Origin of the sequence: Hydrogenophaga palleronii, from assembly GCF_031457455.1 — a bacterium.
Lineage (GTDB): Bacteria > Pseudomonadota > Gammaproteobacteria > Burkholderiales > Burkholderiaceae_C > Hydrogenophaga > Hydrogenophaga palleronii_A.
This window is the reverse complement of record NZ_JAVDWU010000001.1, coordinates 835,921-854,569: the sequence shown is the minus strand read 5'-3', so window position 1 is coordinate 854,569 and position 18,649 is coordinate 835,921. Positions and strand designations below refer to the sequence as shown.

Genomic DNA, 18,649 nt, shown 5'->3' with positions numbered 1-18,649 from the left:
AGACACCGCTGGAGGAACTTTGAACGCTCTTTTTGAGTGTGGACCACGACTTTGCTTTCTATGCTCAACGGGTCACACCCGTTGACTGGGTAAGAACGTCCACGCCCAGTGAAGCGAGCTTGACCTCGATCAGGCGCCGGTATTCCGTCGTGTCGGGCATGGACTGCCAGGCAGCCCGGTATTGCGCGGTCGCCTCTTCGACCTTGCCCTGCGCCTTCAGCACATCGCCGCGACGATCTGCTGCCAGTGGCTCGAATGCAGGTGGCAGTGAGGTGTTGACCCACCCCATGGCCGCGTCGAAATCTCCTGCGTCCAACGCGAGACTGGCCAGACGCAGACGTGCAACGGCCTGGTACCCGGGATCGGTGCCATTGTTGACGGTCCACTCCAGCGCTTCACGTGCTGCGTCCTTCTGGCCAGCTGTATGGAGTGCGCGAGCGGCTAGAAGTGCAGACTGACCCGCATAGCTGGTCTTGGCATAGCCTGCCTGCATGTCCCCCAGCGCCCGCTTGATTCGATCCACATCTGCAGCCTGGGCGGCGCTCTGGACTTCGTCGTAGAGTGCCGCAGCCTTGATGGCCTGGTTGGTTTGCCAGTAGTTCCACCCATTCCAGGCAGCAAACGAACCCAGTACGGCGATCAGTGCCCAGGTGATGGCGTTGCCATACTGCGCCCAGAAATGCTTGATCTGGTCGAGTTGTTCCTGTTCTTCGAGGTCGAGGTGTTTGGCCATTTGAATTTCCGATGGAAGTCGGTGATTGTAGGGGGGTGCCGTCTGTGCAAGGCGAGGAGGGAAAGCTTGCTCCTGCATCCCCCGAGGTACGCCGCCGCAGGGGCAGCCTCAAGGCAACCGGAAGATGCTTGCCCAATGCGCCGCTTCAGCCAGCGGCTTCAACAACTGCTGGGCAGGCGCACCCACGTCAGCGTCATTCCGAGGCCCTCTCAACGGTTTGATGGCGACCGCGCCCTTTTCAAGTTCGGCTTGCCCAAAAATCAGCGCAAAGCGAGCACCGCTGGCATCCGCCTTTTTGAACTGGGACTTCATGCTGCCCATGCCCTCCGGTCCGCCGGCATGCATCTGTACATTCACGCCCGCCAGTCGCAGGGTACGCAACACAGGCATGACCTGGCTGAGACTGCTGGCATTCTGCACCACCGCGTAAGCATCCGGCACGGGCTGCTCTGGCAGCTTGTTCTGTTCCTTGAGCAGCTCAAGAATGCGCTCCATGCCCAACGCCCAGCCCACCGCCGGGACCGACTTCCCGCCGATCTGTTCAAACAGGCCGTCGTAGCGACCGCCGGCACACACCGTGCCCTGCGAACCCAGCTGGGTGGTGACGAACTCAAATACCGAGAGGTTGTAGTAGTCCATCCCTCGCACCAGGCGCGGGTTGATTGTGTACTCGATGCCATGGGCGTCGAGCAAGGTCCGCAACCGATGGAAATGATCCAAGGATTCCTGGCCCAGGTGGTCCATCAGCCGAGGGGCCTGGTTCACCAGATCCTGCATGAGCGGGTTCTTGGTGTCCAGAATGCGAAGCGGGTTGGTGTGGAGCCGGCGCCTGGCGTCCTCGTCGAGCAGCTCCGCATGCGCCTCCAGGTAGGCGATCAGCGCCGCCCGGTGGGCCTGGCGCTCAGGGGGCTGCCCGAGACTGTTGATTTCCAGGGAGATGCCGCTCAAACCCAGTGCTGCCCAGAGGTCACAGGCCAGCACGATCAGCTCGGCATCCACGTCAGGCCCGGCAAAACCCAGTGCCTCGGCGCCAAACTGGTGAAACTGGCGGTAGCGACCTCTTTGGGGACGCTCGTGACGAAACATCGGGCCCATGTAATAGAGGCGCTTGCCCCCGTCATAGGTCAGCGATTGCTCTATCGCCGCACGCACCACGCCCGCCGTGTTTTCAGGGCGAAGGGTCAGCTGTTCACCATTGAGCCGGTCCTCGAATGAGTACATCTCCTTCTCGACGATGTCGGTCACCTGCCCCAGGCCGCGCACGAACAGGGCGGTCGGTTCCACAATGGGTGTCCGCAGATTGCGGTACCCATAGCGTTGCATCAGGCTGCGGAGTTGCTCTTCCAGCCACTCCCAGTGCGCAGACACAGGAGGTGCAATGTCGTTCATGCCTTTGACGGCACTGATTTTCTCTGCCATTTTTTTGCTGGCTGTGCGCGAACTGATTTCGCCGGGCAACGCCCAGTTCAGGGCTCAGGCCTCCACACCAAACCTTTTCTCGATGTAGTTTTCAACAATCTGCTGGAAATCGTGCGCGATCGCGTCGCCTCGCAGGGTCATGGCCTTTTCGCCATCGATGTAGACCGGCGCAGAAGGCGCCTCTCCAGTACCGGGCAGGCTGATGCCGAGATCCGCATGTTTGCTTTCGCCAGGTCCATTGACGATGCAGCCCATCACAGCCACCTTGAGGTTCTCCACACCGGGATAACGCTCGCGCCACTGCGGCATGGATCCACGAAGGTAGTCGTCGATCTGCTTAGCAAGTTCCTGAAAGGTGGTGCTGGTGGTGCGACCACAGCCCGGGCAAGCCGTGACACTGGGCACAAACGCCCTGAGGCCCAGCGCCTGAAGAATTTCCAGGGCAATCAAAACCTCCTGCGTGCGGGATTCGCCTGGCTGAGGCGTGAGCGACACGCGGATGGTGTCACCAATGCCCTGCTGCAGCAGCACCGACAGGGCCGCTGCCGATGCCACCGCACCTTTGGTCCCCATGCCGGCTTCGGTCAGGCCCAGATGCAAGGCATGGTCGCAACGCTGGGCCAATGCCTGGTAAACAGCGACCAGATCCTGGACATTGCTCACTTTGCACGACAACATGATGTTGTTGCCGTTCAGACCAATCTCCTCGGCCTTTGCAGCCGACTCCAGCGCGGAGGTGATCAACGCTTCGTACATCACCTGCCTGGCTTCCCAGGGGCGCGCACGTTGGGCGTTCTGGTCCATCAACCGGGCGAGCAGGTCCTGATCCAGGCTGCCCCAGTTCACCCCGATGCGGATCGCCTTGTCGTACTTCGCGGCCAGTTCCACCATCTGGCCAAATTGGCGATCGCCTTTGTCGCCACGCCCCACATTGCCTGGGTTGATGCGGTACTTGGAAAGGGCTTCAGCGCATGCCGGATGGTCGCTGAGCAGCCGGTGCCCGTTGTAGTGAAAGTCCCCGATAAGCGGCACCGTGACCCCCATCCGGTCCAGTTGCTCGCGGATGTAGGGCACAGCCTTGGCGGCTTCGTCGTTGTTGACGGTGATACGAACCAGCTCCGAACCAGCCAGAGCAAGCTCTTTGACCTGTATGGCGGTGCCGATCGCGTCTGCGGTGTCGGTGTTGGTCATCGCCTGGACACGCACAGGCGCGCCACCTCCCACCGTCACACGATGGTCCCCCCAGGCGACCACGCCCTGACGGGTCTTGCGGACCTGGGCCACACCCAATGCAATGGGCTGATCTAGCTCGGCAGGCATGGCTGTTGAAGCGTGGAGCTCGGTCATGTTGATCACTTCACCTCGAAACGGGCCACACTGTTTCGTGCGTAGGGCATCACATCCAGCGTTTGCCCGCGAACCAGCACCCGCGCGGCTTCGGCCCGCCCCAGAATCACTTTGTAAGGCGGTGCCGATGAAAATTCGATGACATCGCCCTCTTTGAGCACGCGCTGAGCCACCACCGTACCCGCACCATTGGTGACCTCCACCCATGACTCACCCACCGCAGCGATGCGCAGCAACGCGTTGGCATTCGAAGGCGCCTCAGCCGGTTTGGCAGCTTCGCTCGCAGCAACACCCGCGCCTTGAGGCGTGGGCGTGGTTCCGTCTGGAACGGTGTCAGCCGCCAGCGGGTCGGCCGGTGTCGAGCCGACGCCCGCTCCGACTTCGCCGCCAGGAGGCAACGCTCCAGCCGGATCGGTCGCCCCTTCTTCGGGAATGGATGAGCCCAGTTGCACGGGTTCGATGGATTGACCCGACTCGTCTGTCGAAGAGGCCGGAGCCGACCCTAGAGACGGCAACTGCACCACCTCTGGCAGGACAAGAAGCACCAGCGCGGCCACGAGCAAGAAGGTAGCTATCAGCACCGAGGGCCGGAAAAACCACGACGACTGACTTGACGATGCGCCCGGGAACGATGCCTTGAACGGCGCGTTGATGGCGTTTCCCGGCTGCCCCAAAACAGGCTGCCGGCCCATGGGAATCTGTTCCAGGATCGGGCCCGGATCGATCTTGAGCTGTCGGCATGCGCTCGAAGCCAGTGCACGGGCGAATGTGAGGTCGGGCAATTCTTCATACCGCCCCGCTTCCAGCGCTTCCAGCTTTCGAACCGGCACCTTCAGCGCTGCCGCCAGCGCAGCAATGTGGAGACCCATCGCCTCGCGCGCCTGTCTGAGCAGGTGGAGGGGCACATGGGGCTCGTCCGAGGGGCCGTTCGACACACTGGATGCGTCCAGTCCATCTTCACTCATTGAAGGCCCCTCGTTGGTAGAAGCCCCACTGAGGTGACTGAGCAAATCGGCGACTCAGTTGCTGGGCAAGCTGCTCCATGGCCGCTGTGTTGCGCAGTCGCCGCTCCACCTTGATACCGAGCCACAGGGTTTCAGCGTTGGCGAGTTCGGTATTGTTCAAGCGACGAATGATGAACTGAGCCCTCGTGTCTTCTCCCCGGCGAAACAGCAGGGTCGCCAGGTTGTATGCAGTGAATGGATCAGCAGGGTCTAGTTCATAAGACCGTGAAAGGCTGCCCTCCGCCTCGGCAAGCTGCCCCATACGGATCTCGCACACGCCTTTGGCCCTGAGCGTTTTGGCCTGCCCGCCATAAACCGGGCTGGCCAAGGCCCTGGAAAAGAGATCGATGGCCTGCGCGTGCTTGCCTTGTTGGCAGACAAACCACCCATAGTTGTGCAAGGCGTCCGGATCGCGGGGGTTGAGCTGGATGGCCCGTTGAAAACTCTCCTCAGCAAGACGGTTCTCGTTCATCTGCATGAACACCAGGCCCCTGAGTACGTACGCCTTTGTATAGGTGGGATCTGCGGCAATCGATTGTTTGATCTCGTCCAGTGCCACATTGGTCTGGCCCTGCTCAAAATAATTGGATGCAAGCTCAAGGCGTATGCGGGCGCGCTTTCGCGTCTCAGGCTCGTCCGATTCGGTCACAGGCCCGACCTCGCTCCCGCCCTTGTCCAGCGGTGCCTGCGCGCAGCCGAGCACGATCAGCGATGCAGACAGCAGCAAGGTCAACCGAACGCCTGTGGAAATGGAACGAACGCGAAACGGGTGATTCATGCCTGCCTTTCTCTGTGAACAATTCGAATGGGTTGCCCCGTCTCGGAGCGCAGCCGAGCCAGACGTTGACTCGCATTGGTCCGATCGAGAACGTCACCCGCGAGCTGACCGCAAGCGGCGTCGATGTCGTCGCCGCGGGTCTTGCGAACGGTGGTTACCACGCCCGCATCAACAAGAATCTGTGCAAACCGGGCCACCACCGGCTTCGGTGAGCACTTGAGGCCGGAATCCGGGAAAGGATTGAACGGTATCAGATTGATCTTGCACGGCACACCCTTCCCCCGATGCGTTCGCACCAGATCAAGGAGCTGCTGCGCGTGTTCGATCTGATCATTCACGCCATCCAGCATGCAGTATTCGAACGTAATGAAATCACGGGGCGCTGCTGGCAGATAACGCAGGCAGGCATCCAGCAATTCGGCAATCGGGTATTTTCGATTGAGCGGGACCAGCGAGTCCCGCAAGGCGTCATTGGGCGCATGCAACGAGACGGCCAGGGCCACCGGGCACTCACTGGCCAGGCGGTCCATCATGGGCACCACTCCCGAAGTCGACACCGTCACCCGACGGCGCGACATGCCGTAGCCGTGGTCATCGAGCATGACGCGAAGGGCAGGAAAAAGGGCCGCGTGGTTCTGCAGCGGTTCGCCCATGCCCATCATGACCACGTTGGTGATCACACGCTCTCTGGAGGAAAGGTGTTTGCGAAGAAAGTGCTCAGCATGCCAGAGCTGCGCCAGTATTTCTCCGGTCGTGAGGTTGCGCGAAAACCCCTGATGACCGGTTGAGCAGAAGCGGCATCCCACTGCGCAGCCTGCCTGCGAGGAGATGCAAAGCGTACCCCGATCTGCCTCTGGAATGAACACGGTTTCGACCGCATTGCCGCCGCCCACGTCAAACAGCCACTTGATGGTGCCGTCAACCGAATCCTGCCGTGACAGCACAGACAGGTCGTTGATGTGGCACACAGCGGGGAGCTTTTCACGCAGCGACTTCGCCAGATCGCTCATCTCATCAAACTGGCGCGCGCCCTTTTGGTGAATCCAGCGAAACAGCTGTACGGAACGAAAGCGCTTTTCACCCAACCGCTCGCAAAAAGCGGCCATGCCATCAAGGTCAAGATCGAGCAGATTGACCTTCATCTCATGTTCTCCAGACCCGTCTGCTCCGCGCACCCCACCCCACCTGAACGCTGTTGAGGTTGGGAGATGAGCGCGGAAGACAGAATCAACGAGAGTAGACGTTCATGCCGGGGAAGAAGAAAGCAACTTCTGCAGCGGCTGTCTCGGGGGCGTCTGAACCGTGGACCGCATTGGCATCGATGCTGTCGGCGAAGTCGGCGCGAATGGTGCCTGCGGCAGCCTTCTTGGGATCGGTGGCGCCCATGAGGTCGCGATTCTTGCCAATGGCGCCTTCGCCTTCCAGTGCCTGGATCATCACAGGGCCGGAAATCATGAAATCCACGAGGTCCTTGAAGAAGGGACGCTCTTTGTGGACCGCATAAAAGGCCTCAGCTTCACCACGCGAAAGGTGTGCCATGCGAGCGGCAACGATCTTGAGGCCTGCGGCTTCAAAGCGAGCGTAGATCTGACCGATGACGTTTTTGGCGACGGCATCAGGCTTGATGATGGAAAGGGTGCGTTCGATAGCCATAAGGATCCTGAGTTTTATAGGTAAGAAAAAGGGTTTTGCGCAAGTTCGCAAAGCTTTTGATTCTACATCGCCAGACAATTTCGGCCTCGCTGGGAAGTGCCGTTGTTTCCTTGGCAAAAGGGTCAACCCCATCACCTTGAAGAGGGGCCCTCACTTCCGGCCAGAACGGTTCCCGCCGCCGCGTTTGCGGCCTGCACCCGGCGGACCGGAACGCCGACCCTCTTCTTCTCGGCGGCGTTGCAAGGCGTCCTGGCCAATATAGCCAAAGGAGGTTTTCATGGGATCGGGCTGCTGCGGCCCGGCGGTCTTGCCTGGCGGCTTGGCGCCCCGGGTGCGTGGGCTTCCCCCCGGCGAACTCGAATTCCCTTCACCCCAAGCCCCACCTTGCGCGCGAGCGCCGAAGTACGACCCCGGCCCACGGTTGCCGTCGGCACTGCCGCGCGGCTTGTTGGGTTTGCCACCCGACTTTCCCCTGCTGGACGGATGACGGACGCCAGTACGCGGTGAACGGTCGGCGCCGCCCTCTGCACCTGGCAGGCCTGCCGCAGCGGTCAGACGATCGATGTCGCGCTGGTCCAGCTCAATCCACGCGCCGCGCTTGAGGCCACGCGGCAACATCACGACGCCGTAGCGAATGCGAATCAGCCGGCTGACAGCATGGCCCACCGCTTCAAGCATGCGGCGAACCTCGCGGTTTCGTCCCTCGGAAATGGTCACCCGGTACCAACAGTTGGCGCCTTCGCCGCCACCATCCTCGATCGACGCAAATTGGGCCAGCCCATCCTCAAGCTGCACGCCCTCCAGCAGGCGCTTCTTTTCTTCGTTGGACAAGGCCCCCAGCACCCGCACCGCATATTCGCGCTGCAAGCCGAAGCGGGGGTGCATCAATCGGTTGGCCAGCTCCCCTGAACTCGTGAGCAGCAGCAAGCCTTCCGTATTGAGATCCAGTCGCCCCACCGATTGCCACTTGCCCTGAAGCAAACGGGGCAGACGCCGGAACACGGTCGGCCGATTCTGAGGGTCATCGCGCGTGACCACCTCGCCGGCGGGCTTGTGATAGGCCAGCACCCGCGGCGGCGGCGGTGTCATGCGCACACGAACCGGGCTGCCATTGACCTTGATGACGTCGCCAAACTGAATCCGCTGACCAATGTGGGCGGGCTCCCCGTTGACCGATATGCGCCCCTCGAGGATCAACTGCTCCATTTCGAGGCGCGAACCCATGCCGGCCTGCGCAAGCACCTTGTGGAGTTTGGGTGACTCGGCCTGCGGCGCCAGCACGCGCTTGGTCGGCAGCGGCAGGTCCTGCTCCTGCTCTGCATCAAAGGCACCGCTGACGACATCGTCAAATTGCAAGGGGGCAGATTCGCTCGCAACGGGTTTGCGTACAGGCTCACCTTCTTTCGCACCACCCTGCTCCGCGCGAACCTCTTTTTGTGCGCTCGCGTCCGTCTCGGTGGTGTCAGACGCGACGGGCTCAATGGGGGGAGTTGGTGCCGAGTTCATTGGATTCCTGGGTAACGTCGGTCACCGGCATCGCGCCGGAGGTATTTTCGGACGGGGTGAGCGCTGGGTTCGAAGCAGCAGGTTCGGAAAAAGACAGGATTTCTGTGTCGCCTGTCTCGGCCGTCGGCTCAGCCTGCAGACTGCTGGATAGGGCTTCAAAGTCCAGTCGGTCCAGCGCAGACTCCTGTATCTCGCTGGCTTCCAGCGGAGGCAATTGGTCCAGCGAGGCGAGTCCCAGGTCGTCCAGAAACTGACGCGTGGTGGCAAACAGCGCCGGCCGGCCCACGGTCTCCCTATGGCCAATGACCTCGATCCAGCCTCTGTCTTCCAGTTGCTTGATGATCAGGGAATTGATAGTCACGCCTCGAATGTCTTCCATGTCGCCACGGGTGACGGGTTGCCGGTACGCAATGATGGCCAGGGTTTCAAGCGTGGCGCGACTGTACTTGGGTGGTTTTTCCGGGTGCAGACGGTCCAGGTAGGGACGCAATTCCGGGCGCGACTGGAAACGCCAGCCGGAGGCCACGTGGACAAGCTCCACGCCACGCCCGGTCCACTCCAGCTGGAGGTCGGCCAGAAGCTTTTTAAGCGTGTCGGCAGACAAGGCCTGGTCGAACAAGACCGCGAGCTCCCGCAGGGAGAGCGGCTGGGCTGCGCAGATCAGTGCCGTTTCAAGGACCCGCTTGGCATCCGTGGTATTCATCTGTGATGGTCAGTCAATGGCTCGTGGCCTGCTGGGCTGGAGAAAAGCATGCGAAACCCGTTGCGCGACTGGCATGGGAGGCGGCGGGTGGTTGCGTCTGTCTCAACGCAGGATCTGCGGTGTCCGGAAAGGCGAGGATTCAGATCTTCGCCAGCGCGTGGTGTCTATTGTTCGACAAACCGCTTCACAGCGGTGATTCCGTCAGAACGGCTGTTTCTGGCGCAATCAATCCAGACACGCTGCATTGTAATGGACCCCGGCTTGCTGCAGGGCATCCATGAAGTCTTGAGGAGGCTCTGATCGAAACACCAGTGCTTCTCCGGTCACTGGGTGCTTCAACTCCAGACGCGTGGCGTGGAGGGCCTGGCGCGTCATCCCCCACAGCGAACGCCCCCCGTACAGGACGTCTCCCACCAAAGGGTGCCCCAGCCATGCAGCGTGCACCCGAATCTGGTGGGTGCGCCCCGTGTGCAGCCGACAGGCCAGAAGGGATGCCAATGGTGTCTTGTCGAGCACGGTGAGGGTTGTTTGCGCAGGCTTTCCGCTTCCGGCCTCCACCACAGCCATCCGCAGGCGATTGCGGGTATCTCGCCCGATGGCCTGGTCGACCACGATTTCAGGCTGTCCGCTCCAGCGCCCATGGGCCAGGGCGAGGTAGAGGCGCTTGACCTCCCGGGCGGCGATGGCCCGAACCAGGGCATCCACCGCGCGACGCGACTTTCCCACCAGCATGAGTCCTGAGGTCTCCTTGTCCAGCCGGTGCACAATGCCGGCCCGAGGAAGCGCGGAGGCCCCGGCATGAAAGGCCAGCAACCCATTGAGCAGTGTCCCACTCCAGTTGCCCGCTCCGGGATGAACCACCAGGCCCGCCGGTTTGTGTATCACCAGCAGATCGGCGTCCTCGAACACCACGTCCAGGCTCATGGCTTCTGGCACAAAGGCCTGGGCTTGCTGCGGGGGGCGAAGGCCCACGGCCAGACGATCGCCCACGTTCAAACGGGCTGCGGGCTTGCGCTGGGGCGCACCACGCAGCTCGACCGCGCCATCGACAATGAGCTGCTGCAGGTAGGTGCGGGAGAACTCGGGAATCAGCCGTGCGAGCACCCGGTCCAGCCGCCAGCCATGCATCTCTGCCGGCACCTCGCCGTGCCGAATTTCCACCTCTGAAAGCACGACATCAGCAGGGGTATCCAGGGGGTCATCGCATTCTTCCCCCGTCGATATAATTTCAGCGTTCAAGCTATGTTCCGTTGTAAAGGTGCGCGTGTGATACGTTCGTTCAGATTATCGGTTGTGTCGCTGCCCCTGATTGGTGCAGCGCTGGCCCTGTCGGGCTGCAGCAGCACCCCCGTCGACAACACCCTTGGATGGAGCCCCAACAAGCTCTACAGCGAAGCCAGAGACGAGCGCGATTCGGGCAACTTCGACAAGGCTGTCGAGTTGTACGAGAAGCTCGAGGGCCGTGCAGCTGGCACCCCACTGGCCCAACAAGCCCAGTTGGACAAGGCCTACACACACTACAAGAGTGGCGAGCCAGCCCAGGCCCAGGCCGCGATCGACCGCTTCATGCGGCTCCATCCCACCAGCCCGGCCATGGACTATGCGCTGTACCTCAAGGGATTGGTCTCATTCAACGACAATCTGGGCCTCTTTGGATCGCTCGCACGTCAGGACTTGTCAGAGCGTGACCAGAAGGCGGCGAAGGAGTCGTTCGAGTCCTTCAAGGATCTGGTCAATCGGTTCCCGGATTCGCGGTATTCGGCCGACGCGCGCATTCGCATGACCTACATCGTGAATTCGCTTGCCCAATATGAGGTGCATGTCGCCCGCTACTACCACAGCCGCGGCGCGCATGTGGCTGCCATCAACCGCGCTCAATCGGCCCTGACCGACTATGCCGATGCACCTGCACTTGAAGAGGCGCTCTACATCCTGGTCATGTCTTACGACGCTTTGGGTATGGACCAGCTGAGGGATGACGCGCGGCGCGTCATGGAGACCAACTATCCGCAGAGCACGTTTCTGACCCAGGGCTTCAGGAAAGCTTCTGATCCCTGGTGGAAGCTCTGGTAAGGCGCAAAGCGGTCAGTTCCGCCGTCATTTCGCCCTCGTCCATCAGTTGACGGTGTGGCGGCAGACTGCTCAACAGACGCAGGCCGTATCCGCGAAACAGCAGTCGCTTGTCGCCAATGACCGCCACCCCACGGTCATCGGCCGAACGGATCAACCTGCCGAGGCCCTGTTTCAGCGCCTGTTCCGCCTCCGACAGCAAGCCGTGCACAAACGGGTCCAGACCTTTGCCTGAAAGCTGCCGGCTTCTTGCCTCCATGACCGGGTCATCCGGGGGTGGAAACGGCAATTTGTCAATCACCAGCAGCTGAAGCACGTCTCCAGCAAGATCGACGCCTTCCCAGAAGCCCATTGACGCGACCAGTACCGCAGCCCGGGTTGGTAGGTCGCTGCCCTCCCCAATCGCGGTGCCTGAGGCTCGAAACCGCTCCAGCAGACGACCTCTTGCGTGCATGGACTCGTCCAGCACATCCAGCCCATCGCAACCCCCTTGGGCAATCTGCCAGCGCAATCGATGGGCAATGCGATTGGCCGCCCGCAAGGTGGTGGTCAGTACCAATGTCCGCCCACCCAGCTGGGCAGCCCAGTTCGCAACGGAGTCCGCCAGAGCGATGCTGTGTTCGGGTTCTGAGGGCAGGGGCAGGTGCTGTGGCACATACAACGCCATTGGCGCCCCACTGTGAAACGGACTTGGAATCCGTGCGGTCTGAACGCCATCGCGTGCCAAGAGCCCAAGCCGCCCGGTGAACCAGCTCAGCGACGCGTCGTTGCCCAGGGTCGCGGAGGTGAAAATCCAGCTGTTGGCGTCGAACTCGGCGCGATCCATGAGTTCCTGAAAAAAGCGCGCACTTTCCAGTGGCGCACAGACGATGGCCCAGCCCGCAGAGTTACCGCCCTCCTCGCCCCAGTCCATCCAGCAAACTTCGTGCGCCTCAGCGGATTCGCTGCCCTGGGCCAGTCTGCGCCATGCCAGCACCAGCTCGTGCGCCCGCTCCAGCAGGCGACCCAGATCCGGCGCCGCCGTGGACGTGCCTCTCAGGCCTTCAAAAGCCGAACGCAGCGCCGTGTCCAGGGCAACGGCAGCCGTGATCCAGGCATCTGAGTAGATACCCTTTGGCACCCCGCTCTCCCATCTGCTGCGGCGGCGCCCTGCCAAACTCACGTCCTTTGCCAGTCCATCGATCTGTCGAATGGCCTGATCAATGGACAAGGCCAGGTGGCTCCATGGACGCAAGCCACGCGCCCACCGGTTGCCCTGGTTCACGAGGTCGCCAGCGAAGGCCCTCAAACGCCGCGCGCCAACGACTATGCCCAGTTGCTGTGTACCCACGTCATTCAGGTGGTGCGCTTCGTCAAACACGACCACGCTCCTCGCCGTCAGAAGGTTGGCGTCGTCAGGCGTTCGGCCAACCGTTTCCGCAAAAAAGAGGTGATGATTGACCACGACCCAGTCTGCCGACATGGCCTGTCGCCTTGCGCGGAAATAGTGGCAGTCCGCGACCCGCGGACAGACCGATCCCAGGCAGTTTTCGCTGGTGGAGCCCGCAAGCGCGGCCAGCGGCAATTGACCGTCCCAGCCGTCGAGTTCCGAGAAGTCGCCTTGATGAGATCCTTTGGCCCAATGTCGAACGGTCTCCAACTGCACTGAAAGCGCCGGGTCTCGCATCCGTCCGCCATTTTCCTGGCATGCCTGTTCCAGCCGATGCAGGCACACATAGCTGGAACGCCCTTTGAGAACTGCCACGCGAACCGGTATGCCCAGCCACCGGGAAACCGCTGGAATGTCGCACTGCGCCAACTGCGCCTGCAGCACGTGGGTGGCGGTGGACAGCACGGCCCGCTGCCCGCTCAGGAGAAGGGGAACAAGGTAGGCGAAGGTCTTGCCTATCCCGGTACCTGCCTCCACCGCCAGACAGCCCTGCCGTGTGATCGCGTCCGCCACCCGCCTGGCCATGTCGATCTGCCCCGTTCTCGGTTGCAGGCCGCCCCTGGCCATCGCCCCGCCTTCGGCCCAGGCGTCCAGCACCCTTCGCTCAAGATCCTTCAATCGACGCGTCCCGAATGCAAGCCAGCGCCGGCCTGAAGCTCCGAAGGGTGTCGACCGTGGACCGACGGTTTCGGTTTTGGTGATAGGCTGCGCGCACAAGCCGATTTCGTCGTTACCATTGCGAGGGTTCTGCGGTCACCGCTTCCATTGACTGACTCCAAGATTGACTATGTCCAAAGGCTACCGCATTCAGGCGTCCACCGGGATCCACAAAGGTGATCGCGACTACCAGCAGGATCAGGTCTGCCTTTTGCACCACCCTCGCCACAGCGGCTGCTTGCTGGCGGTCGTGGCCGATGGCATGGGTGGTCGCAGCGGAGGCAGAAAAGCATCCGACCAGGTGATGCTCACCGCCCGACAGCTGTTCGAGCGTTACGACCCGGACTCCGATGACAGCTCCGCCCTGCTCCGGCAAATCGTTGAAGAATCGCATCTGGTGATCAAGCTGACGGCTGTGTCCGCTGAGCAGGAACCGCACAGCACCATTGCCGCTTTCCTGGTGAATCCTGCAGGCGACAGCCACTGGGTGCATGCCGGCGATTCGCGCATCTACCACTTCCGCCACGGGAAAATGGTGTTTCGCACCATGGACCATTCGTACGTTCAGACGCTGGTCAATCAGGGCGAAATCAGCGAAGAAGAAGCGCTGGACCACCCGCATTCGAACATCCTCATGGGCTGCTTGGGAACCGACAACGATCCACCGGTGGACCTCCACGTGGTGTCCCAGTTGGTGCCCGGTGATGCCGTGGTGGCGTGCAGCGACGGCGTGTGGCACTACTTCACGCCGGAAGAACTGTCGAGCACCGTGGCCATGCTTTCACCGCGCGAAGCGTGTGAGTTTCTGATCCAGAAAGCCCGTTCCCGAGCCAAAGGCATGGGCGACAACCTGTCCTTGGTCATCGTCAAACTCGACCCGCTCAGCTGATTGCCCTCGCGCGACCATACTGGTTCGGTCGATCCGCGGTTCCGACTACAGGCCGATCAAATCAGGTCAGGCTGGTATCGACCAAGCGGTGTTCCAGCGCAGTGAATTCCGCTGATTGCATTTCATTCAGTCGCGATACGGTTCGCGGGAATTCATGCGACATCGGACCTTCGGTGTACAAGAGTTCGGGCGCCACTGCAGCCGACATGACCAGCGTCACGCGTCGGTCGTACAGCACATCAACCAGCCATGTGAAGCGTCGGGCTTCCGATGCCTGGCGCACCGACATCTGAGGCACATTCGAGAGCATCAGGGTGTGGAACTGGGTCGCGATTTCCAGGTAATCGTTCTGTGAACGAGGGCCTCCACAAAGTGTTTGGAAGTCAAACCAGATCACTCCGCCAGCGCGGCGAAGTGCGTGAATCTCACGGGATTCGATTCGCATCACCGGGTCCTGATCGGCTGTCTCGGCCAACTGGCTGAAAGTCTCCTGCATGGCGGCATCAGACACCGGCCCCAGCGGACAGTGATACAGCTGCACATGCGTGAGCGTGCGTTGCCGGTAGTCAGTACCGTTGTCCACACTCAATACCTCCAGCCGCTGCTTCAACAACTCAATGGCGGGCAGAATGCGGTCGCGGTGCAAACCGTCCGGATACAGACCATCCGGGTGGAAGTTGGAGGTGGTGACGAAGCCCACGCCCGCCTTGAAGAGCGCATCGAGCAGGCGATGCAGGATCATGGCGTCGGTCACGTCCGCCACGTGGAATTCGTCAAAGCAGATGAGCTTGTAGCGCCGGGCCATTCGCCGACCCAGCTCATCGAGCGGATTCACCGTGCCTTGAAGGTCCCGCAGCTCGCGGTGCACCTCGCGCATGAACTCATGAAAGTGCAGGCGCGTCTTGCGTTTGATCGGCACTGCATGGAAGAAGCAATCCATCAGAAAGCTCTTGCCACGCCCGACGCCACCGTACATGTACACACCACGAGGAATGTCCGGCCGGTTGATGAGCTTCTTCAGCGCATTCGACCGTTTTTCCTTGTAGTGTGCCCATTCGGTGGCGCAGCGTTCCAGTGCCTCGATCGCACGTTGCTGGGCAGGATCGGTGGTGTAGCCGCGCTCTTTGAGCGCGGCCTCGTAATATGCCCTTACGGACATGAACAACCTTCAAAAGCGCACGGGCCAGAAGCCTGAAGTGGCCACACGCGGTCAACCCGCAGCACCGGTTTTGCCGGACTGCTGGATTGGCCTCTTTTAGGGAGGATGCGGCGACAAGAGGCGAACAAGCGACGGGGTGGATTAAAAATTCAAGGTGCGCTTGTCAACCGCCAGTGCGGCTTCCTTCGTGGCTTCAGACAGAGAAGGATGTGCGTGGCAGATTCGGGCAATGTCCTCGGCGCTGGCTTTGAACTCCATGGCCACGACCGCCTCGGCAATCAACTCTGAAGCCATGGGCCCCACGATGTGCACACCCAGGATTTCGTCAGTGGTGGCGTCAGCCAGGAACTTGACCATGCCAGTGGTGTCGCCCAGCGCCCGCGCGCGTCCGTTGGCCAGGAACGGGAAGGTGCCGGCCTTGTACTTCACGCCATCGGCCTTGAGCTGTTGCTCGGTGCGGCCCACCCAGGCGATTTCCGGGCTGGTGTAGATCACCCAGGGAACGGTGTTGAAATTCACATGGCCATGCTGACCGGCGATGCGCTCGGCCACGGCCACACCCTCTTCTTCTGCCTTGTGCGCCAGCATGGGGCCACGCACCACGTCGCCCACGGCCCACACGCCCTTGAGATTGGTGCGGCAGTCGTCGTCGACCACGATGGCCCCGCGCTCGTCGAGCTGCAGGCCCACAGCCTCGGCATTGAGGCCGATGGTGTTGGGCACCCGGCCGATCGATACGATCAGTTTGTCCGCATCAATGCCTTGCGCCTCACCTTTGGCGTTCGTGTAAGCGACGCTCACGCCCTTCTTGGTGGTCTTGATGTCACCGACCTTGACGCCCAGTTCGATCTTCAGACCTTGCTTGTCGAACGCCTTCTTGGCTTCTTTGGCGATCTGCTCATCGACCGCGCCCAGGAAAGTGGGCAGACCTTCCAGGATGGTCACGTCCGAACCCAGGCGGCGCCAGACGGAACCCATCTCCAGGCCGATCACGCCGGAGCCGATCAGCACCAGCTTCTTGGGCACCGCCCCCATGCGCAGGGCGCCGTCGTTGGACAGCACCATTTCTTCGTCAAAGGGCACACCGGGCAACGCTCGTGCGTTCGAACCTGTGGCCACGATGACCTGCTTGCCTGTCAAGAGTTCTTCCTTGCCGCCGGCAACCTGGATCTCGTAGCCCGCTTCCACCGCTTTGACGAACGACCCCCGGCCGTGGAAGAAGGACACCTTGTTCTTCTTGAACAGGTACAGGATGCCGTCGTTGTTCTGTTTGATCACCGTGTCCTTGCGACCGATCATCTTGGCGATGTCGATCTTCACGTTGGTTGCGCTGATGCCATGATCGGCAAAGTGGTGATTGGCGTGGTCGAAATGCTCCGACGACTGCAGCAGTGCCTTGGACGGGATGCAGCCCACGTTGGTGCAGGTGCCGCCGGGGGCTGGACCGCCTGAGGCGTTTTTCCATTCGTCAATACAGGCCACCTTGAAGCCAAGCTGGGCGGCGCGGATGGCTGCGATGTAGCCACCGGGACCGCCACCAATGACGATCACATCAAAAGACTGGGACATGTTCAAACTCTCGGTTGGTGCGCGCCGCAATCATTCAGCGGGCACGAAGATCCACAGCAGGATGTAGAGGACCAGCCCCGTCCCTCCTGCAAAAAACAGCACCGACAGCAGCAGCCGCCAGATCCAGGCGTCGGCGCCGGTGGCAACAGCCAGGCCGCCGCACACGCCAGCAATCCACTTGTCGGTACGGGAGCGGCGCAGGTTGTTCAGCGACTGCGCCAGTTGCGAAGCTTGCTGTGGCGCCGACCCTGTCCCCAGCAGACGAGATTTGGCCAGCTCGAACTCTTCCAGGGACAGGCTTCCGAGTTCGCGGAGCTGTTCGAGTTTCAGGAGTTCGTCCGCCAGAGACATGGTCAAAGCGCCCTCAGTGCCGTCAGATGTCGAACAGCAGGCGCGCCGGATCTTCCAGCGCTTCCTTCATGGCCACCAGGCCCAGCACGGCTTCGCGGCCGTCGATGATGCGGTGGTCGTAAGACATGGCGAAGTAGTTCATCGGGCGCACCACGACTTGGCCGTTTTCCACCATGGCGCGTTCCTTGGTCGCGTGCACACCCAGGATGGCCGACTGGGGCGGGTTGATGATGGGTGTGGACATCATCGAGCCGAAGGTACCTCCGTTGGAAATGGAGAACGTGCCGCCGGTCATGTCATCAATACCCAGCTTGCCGTCCTTGGCCTTCTGGCCGAATTCGGCGATCTTCTTCTCGATGTCGGCGAAGCTCATCTGGTCGGCATTGCGCAGGATCGGCACCACCAGACCACGCGGCGAGCCAACGGCGATACCAATGTCGAAGTAGCCGTGGTAGACGATGTCGTTGCCATCGACCGAGGCGTTGAGGATCGGGAACTTCTTGAGGGCGTGCACGGCCGCCTTCACGAAGAAGCTCATGAAGCCCAGCTTGACGCCATGCTCTTTTTCGAAACGCTCCTGCATGCGCTTGCGCATCTCCATGACCGGCGCCATGTTGACCTCGTTGAACGTGGTCAGGATGGCGTTGGTCGACTGTGACTGCAGCAGACGTTCGGCGACCCGTGCACGCAGGCGCGTCATCGGCACTCGCTCTTCAGGGCGGTCGCCCAGGTCCGGCGCCACCACAGCCACCTGAGGCAGCACTTTCGATGGCGCGCCGGTCGGGATGGCCACGGGAGCGGCCACCGCAGGCTTGGGCGCTGCAGCACCGCCGGCCACTGCCGAGAGCACGTCGCCTTTGGTGACGCGACCGTCTTTTCCGGTGCCGCTGACCGAACCGGCCGCCAGGTTGTTGTCGGCCATCAGCTTGGCTGCGGCAGGCATGGCCACACCGGCCTTGGACGATGATCCGGCCGCTGCCGCCGGAGCTGCGGCAGGTGCTGCAGCAGGAGCAGCGGGCGGCGCCGACGCACCGGCGCCAGCCACGGCCTCGGTATCGATGCGGGCGATCAGTTGCTCGGCGGCCACGGTGGCGCCATCTGCCTGCACCAGCTCCACCAGCACGCCGGCAGCGGGCGCTGGAACTTCCAGCACGACCTTATCGGTTTCGATCTCGATGAGGATCTCGTCCATCGCGACCGATTCACCGACCTTTTTCTTCCATTCCAGCAGAGTGGCTTCTGCCACCGATTCGGACAACTGGGGAACCTTGACTTCTACGATTGCCATTTTCTTTCCTGGTATTGCGTTTGCGCGTCAGGGGAGGAAGCTTCAGGCACCTGGTCCTGGACCGGCACACCCTACATCCCCCTCCCTGCCACAG

The 18,649-nt window shown here is 61.6% G+C and carries 17 protein-coding genes; 2 read left to right on the top strand and 15 right to left on the bottom strand.

Annotated features, from left to right (window positions below; translation table 11 throughout):
* Positions 1 to 64: 64 nt before the first annotated feature.
* The 10 genes from J2W49_RS03985 to J2W49_RS03940 all read right to left on the bottom strand — a co-directional run bounded on the left by J2W49_RS03985 (position 65) and on the right by J2W49_RS03940 (position 10,382).
* Complete coding sequence (locus J2W49_RS03985; protein WP_310311764.1) at positions 65 to 733, bottom strand: YfgM family protein; 669 nt, start codon at positions 731 to 733, stop codon at positions 65 to 67.
* A 108-nt stretch (positions 734 to 841) separates the two neighbouring features.
* A complete protein-coding gene (hisS, locus tag J2W49_RS03980; RefSeq protein ID WP_310311762.1) occupies positions 842 to 2,152 on the bottom strand; it encodes a histidine--tRNA ligase in 1,311 nt (436 codons plus the stop codon).
* Between the two features lie 54 nt (positions 2,153 to 2,206).
* On the bottom strand, positions 2,207 to 3,472 hold the full coding sequence (gene ispG / locus J2W49_RS03975) for a flavodoxin-dependent (E)-4-hydroxy-3-methylbut-2-enyl-diphosphate synthase (protein WP_310312202.1): 1,266 nt from the start codon (positions 3,470 to 3,472) through the stop codon (positions 2,207 to 2,209).
* Between the two features lie 32 nt (positions 3,473 to 3,504).
* Entirely contained in the window at positions 3,505 to 4,464 is a 960-nt protein-coding gene (locus J2W49_RS03970; protein ID WP_310311760.1) for a RodZ domain-containing protein, read from the bottom strand.
* A complete protein-coding gene (gene pilW / locus J2W49_RS03965; RefSeq protein ID WP_310311758.1) occupies positions 4,457 to 5,236 on the bottom strand; it encodes a type IV pilus biogenesis/stability protein PilW in 780 nt (259 codons plus the stop codon). Before pilW ends, J2W49_RS03970 begins: the two co-directional genes overlap by 8 nt.
* Positions 5,237 to 5,277: 41 nt before the next feature.
* Positions 5,278 to 6,423, bottom strand: coding sequence for a dual-specificity RNA methyltransferase RlmN (gene rlmN, locus J2W49_RS03960; RefSeq protein WP_310311756.1), 1,146 nt, complete (start codon positions 6,421 to 6,423; stop codon positions 5,278 to 5,280).
* 85 nt (positions 6,424 to 6,508) lie between these two features.
* Positions 6,509 to 6,934 carry a nucleoside-diphosphate kinase gene (gene ndk, locus J2W49_RS03955; protein WP_310312198.1) on the bottom strand — a complete coding sequence of 142 codons (426 nt, stop codon included), beginning with the start codon at positions 6,932 to 6,934 and terminating at the stop codon, positions 6,509 to 6,511.
* A 150-nt stretch (positions 6,935 to 7,084) separates the two neighbouring features.
* Positions 7,085 to 8,440, bottom strand: coding sequence for a pseudouridine synthase (locus tag J2W49_RS03950; protein WP_405000976.1), 1,356 nt, complete (start codon positions 8,438 to 8,440; stop codon positions 7,085 to 7,087).
* On the bottom strand, positions 8,412 to 9,143 hold the full coding sequence (gene scpB, locus J2W49_RS03945) for an SMC-Scp complex subunit ScpB (RefSeq protein ID WP_310311754.1): 732 nt from the start codon (positions 9,141 to 9,143) through the stop codon (positions 8,412 to 8,414). The genes J2W49_RS03950 and scpB overlap by 29 nt, the downstream gene beginning before the upstream one ends.
* A gap of 225 nt (positions 9,144 to 9,368) precedes the next feature.
* Positions 9,369 to 10,382 carry an RluA family pseudouridine synthase gene (locus tag J2W49_RS03940; protein ID WP_405000975.1) on the bottom strand — a complete coding sequence of 338 codons (1,014 nt, stop codon included), beginning with the start codon at positions 10,380 to 10,382 and terminating at the stop codon, positions 9,369 to 9,371.
* Between the two features lie 3 nt (positions 10,383 to 10,385).
* On the opposite strand from J2W49_RS03940, the gene J2W49_RS03935 reads away from it, so the two are divergent.
* Complete coding sequence (locus J2W49_RS03935) at positions 10,386 to 11,216, top strand: outer membrane protein assembly factor BamD (protein ID WP_310311752.1); 831 nt, start codon at positions 10,386 to 10,388, stop codon at positions 11,214 to 11,216.
* Here J2W49_RS03935 and J2W49_RS03930 read toward each other — a convergent pair.
* Entirely contained in the window at positions 11,179 to 13,260 is a 2,082-nt protein-coding gene (locus J2W49_RS03930; protein WP_310311751.1) for an ATP-dependent DNA helicase, read from the bottom strand. The genes J2W49_RS03935 and J2W49_RS03930 overlap by 38 nt on opposite strands.
* Positions 13,261 to 13,429: 169 nt before the next feature.
* Here J2W49_RS03930 and J2W49_RS03925 point away from each other — a divergent pair, with 169 nt between their 5' ends.
* Entirely contained in the window at positions 13,430 to 14,188 is a 759-nt protein-coding gene (locus J2W49_RS03925; RefSeq protein ID WP_310311750.1) for a PP2C family protein-serine/threonine phosphatase, read from the top strand.
* A 61-nt stretch (positions 14,189 to 14,249) separates the two neighbouring features.
* Here the strand turns inward: J2W49_RS03925 and zapE are convergent, their stop codons facing one another.
* The 4 genes from zapE to odhB form a co-directional block, all read right to left on the bottom strand.
* Positions 14,250 to 15,347, bottom strand: a complete 1,098-nt coding sequence (zapE, locus tag J2W49_RS03920; protein ID WP_310311748.1) for a cell division protein ZapE — start codon at positions 15,345 to 15,347, stop codon at positions 14,250 to 14,252.
* Between the two features lie 141 nt (positions 15,348 to 15,488).
* On the bottom strand, positions 15,489 to 16,916 hold the full coding sequence (lpdA, locus tag J2W49_RS03915) for a dihydrolipoyl dehydrogenase (RefSeq protein ID WP_310311746.1): 1,428 nt from the start codon (positions 16,914 to 16,916) through the stop codon (positions 15,489 to 15,491).
* Positions 16,917 to 16,946: 30 nt separating this feature from the next.
* A complete protein-coding gene (locus J2W49_RS03910) occupies positions 16,947 to 17,267 on the bottom strand; it encodes a PspC domain-containing protein (RefSeq protein ID WP_310311745.1) in 321 nt (106 codons plus the stop codon).
* Between the two features lie 22 nt (positions 17,268 to 17,289).
* Positions 17,290 to 18,555, bottom strand: coding sequence for a 2-oxoglutarate dehydrogenase complex dihydrolipoyllysine-residue succinyltransferase (gene odhB, locus J2W49_RS03905; protein ID WP_310311743.1), 1,266 nt, complete (start codon positions 18,553 to 18,555; stop codon positions 17,290 to 17,292).
* Between the last annotated feature and the right edge of the window lie 94 nt (positions 18,556 to 18,649).

Excerpts from the sequence above, each read along its gene's own strand:
- J2W49_RS03985 (WP_310311764.1), bottom strand. The coding sequence starts at position 733 with ATGGCCAAACACCTCGACCTCGAAGAACAGGAACAACTCGACCAGATC.
- hisS (WP_310311762.1), bottom strand. The coding sequence starts at position 2,152 with ATGGCAGAGAAAATCAGTGCCGTCAAAGGCATGAACGACATTGCACCT.
- ispG (WP_310312202.1), bottom strand. The coding sequence starts at position 3,472 with ATGCCTGCCGAGCTAGATCAGCCCATTGCATTGGGTGTGGCCCAGGTC.
- J2W49_RS03970 (WP_310311760.1), bottom strand. The coding sequence starts at position 4,464 with ATGAGTGAAGATGGACTGGACGCATCCAGTGTGTCGAACGGCCCCTCG.
- rlmN (WP_310311756.1), bottom strand. The coding sequence starts at position 6,423 with ATGAAGGTCAATCTGCTCGATCTTGACCTTGATGGCATGGCCGCTTTT.
- ndk (WP_310312198.1), bottom strand. The coding sequence starts at position 6,934 with ATGGCTATCGAACGCACCCTTTCCATCATCAAGCCTGATGCCGTCGCC.
- J2W49_RS03950 (WP_405000976.1), bottom strand. The coding sequence starts at position 8,440 with ATGAACTCGGCACCAACTCCCCCCATTGAGCCCGTCGCGTCTGACACC.
- scpB (WP_310311754.1), bottom strand. The coding sequence starts at position 9,143 with ATGAATACCACGGATGCCAAGCGGGTCCTTGAAACGGCACTGATCTGC.
- J2W49_RS03935 (WP_310311752.1), top strand. The coding sequence starts at position 10,386 with ATGTTCCGTTGTAAAGGTGCGCGTGTGATACGTTCGTTCAGATTATCG.
- J2W49_RS03925 (WP_310311750.1), top strand. The coding sequence starts at position 13,430 with ATGTCCAAAGGCTACCGCATTCAGGCGTCCACCGGGATCCACAAAGGT.
- zapE (WP_310311748.1), bottom strand. The coding sequence starts at position 15,347 with ATGTCCGTAAGGGCATATTACGAGGCCGCGCTCAAAGAGCGCGGCTAC.
- lpdA (WP_310311746.1), bottom strand. The coding sequence starts at position 16,916 with ATGTCCCAGTCTTTTGATGTGATCGTCATTGGTGGCGGTCCCGGTGGC.
- J2W49_RS03910 (WP_310311745.1), bottom strand. The coding sequence starts at position 17,267 with ATGTCTCTGGCGGACGAACTCCTGAAACTCGAACAGCTCCGCGAACTC.
- odhB (WP_310311743.1), bottom strand. The coding sequence starts at position 18,555 with ATGGCAATCGTAGAAGTCAAGGTTCCCCAGTTGTCCGAATCGGTGGCA.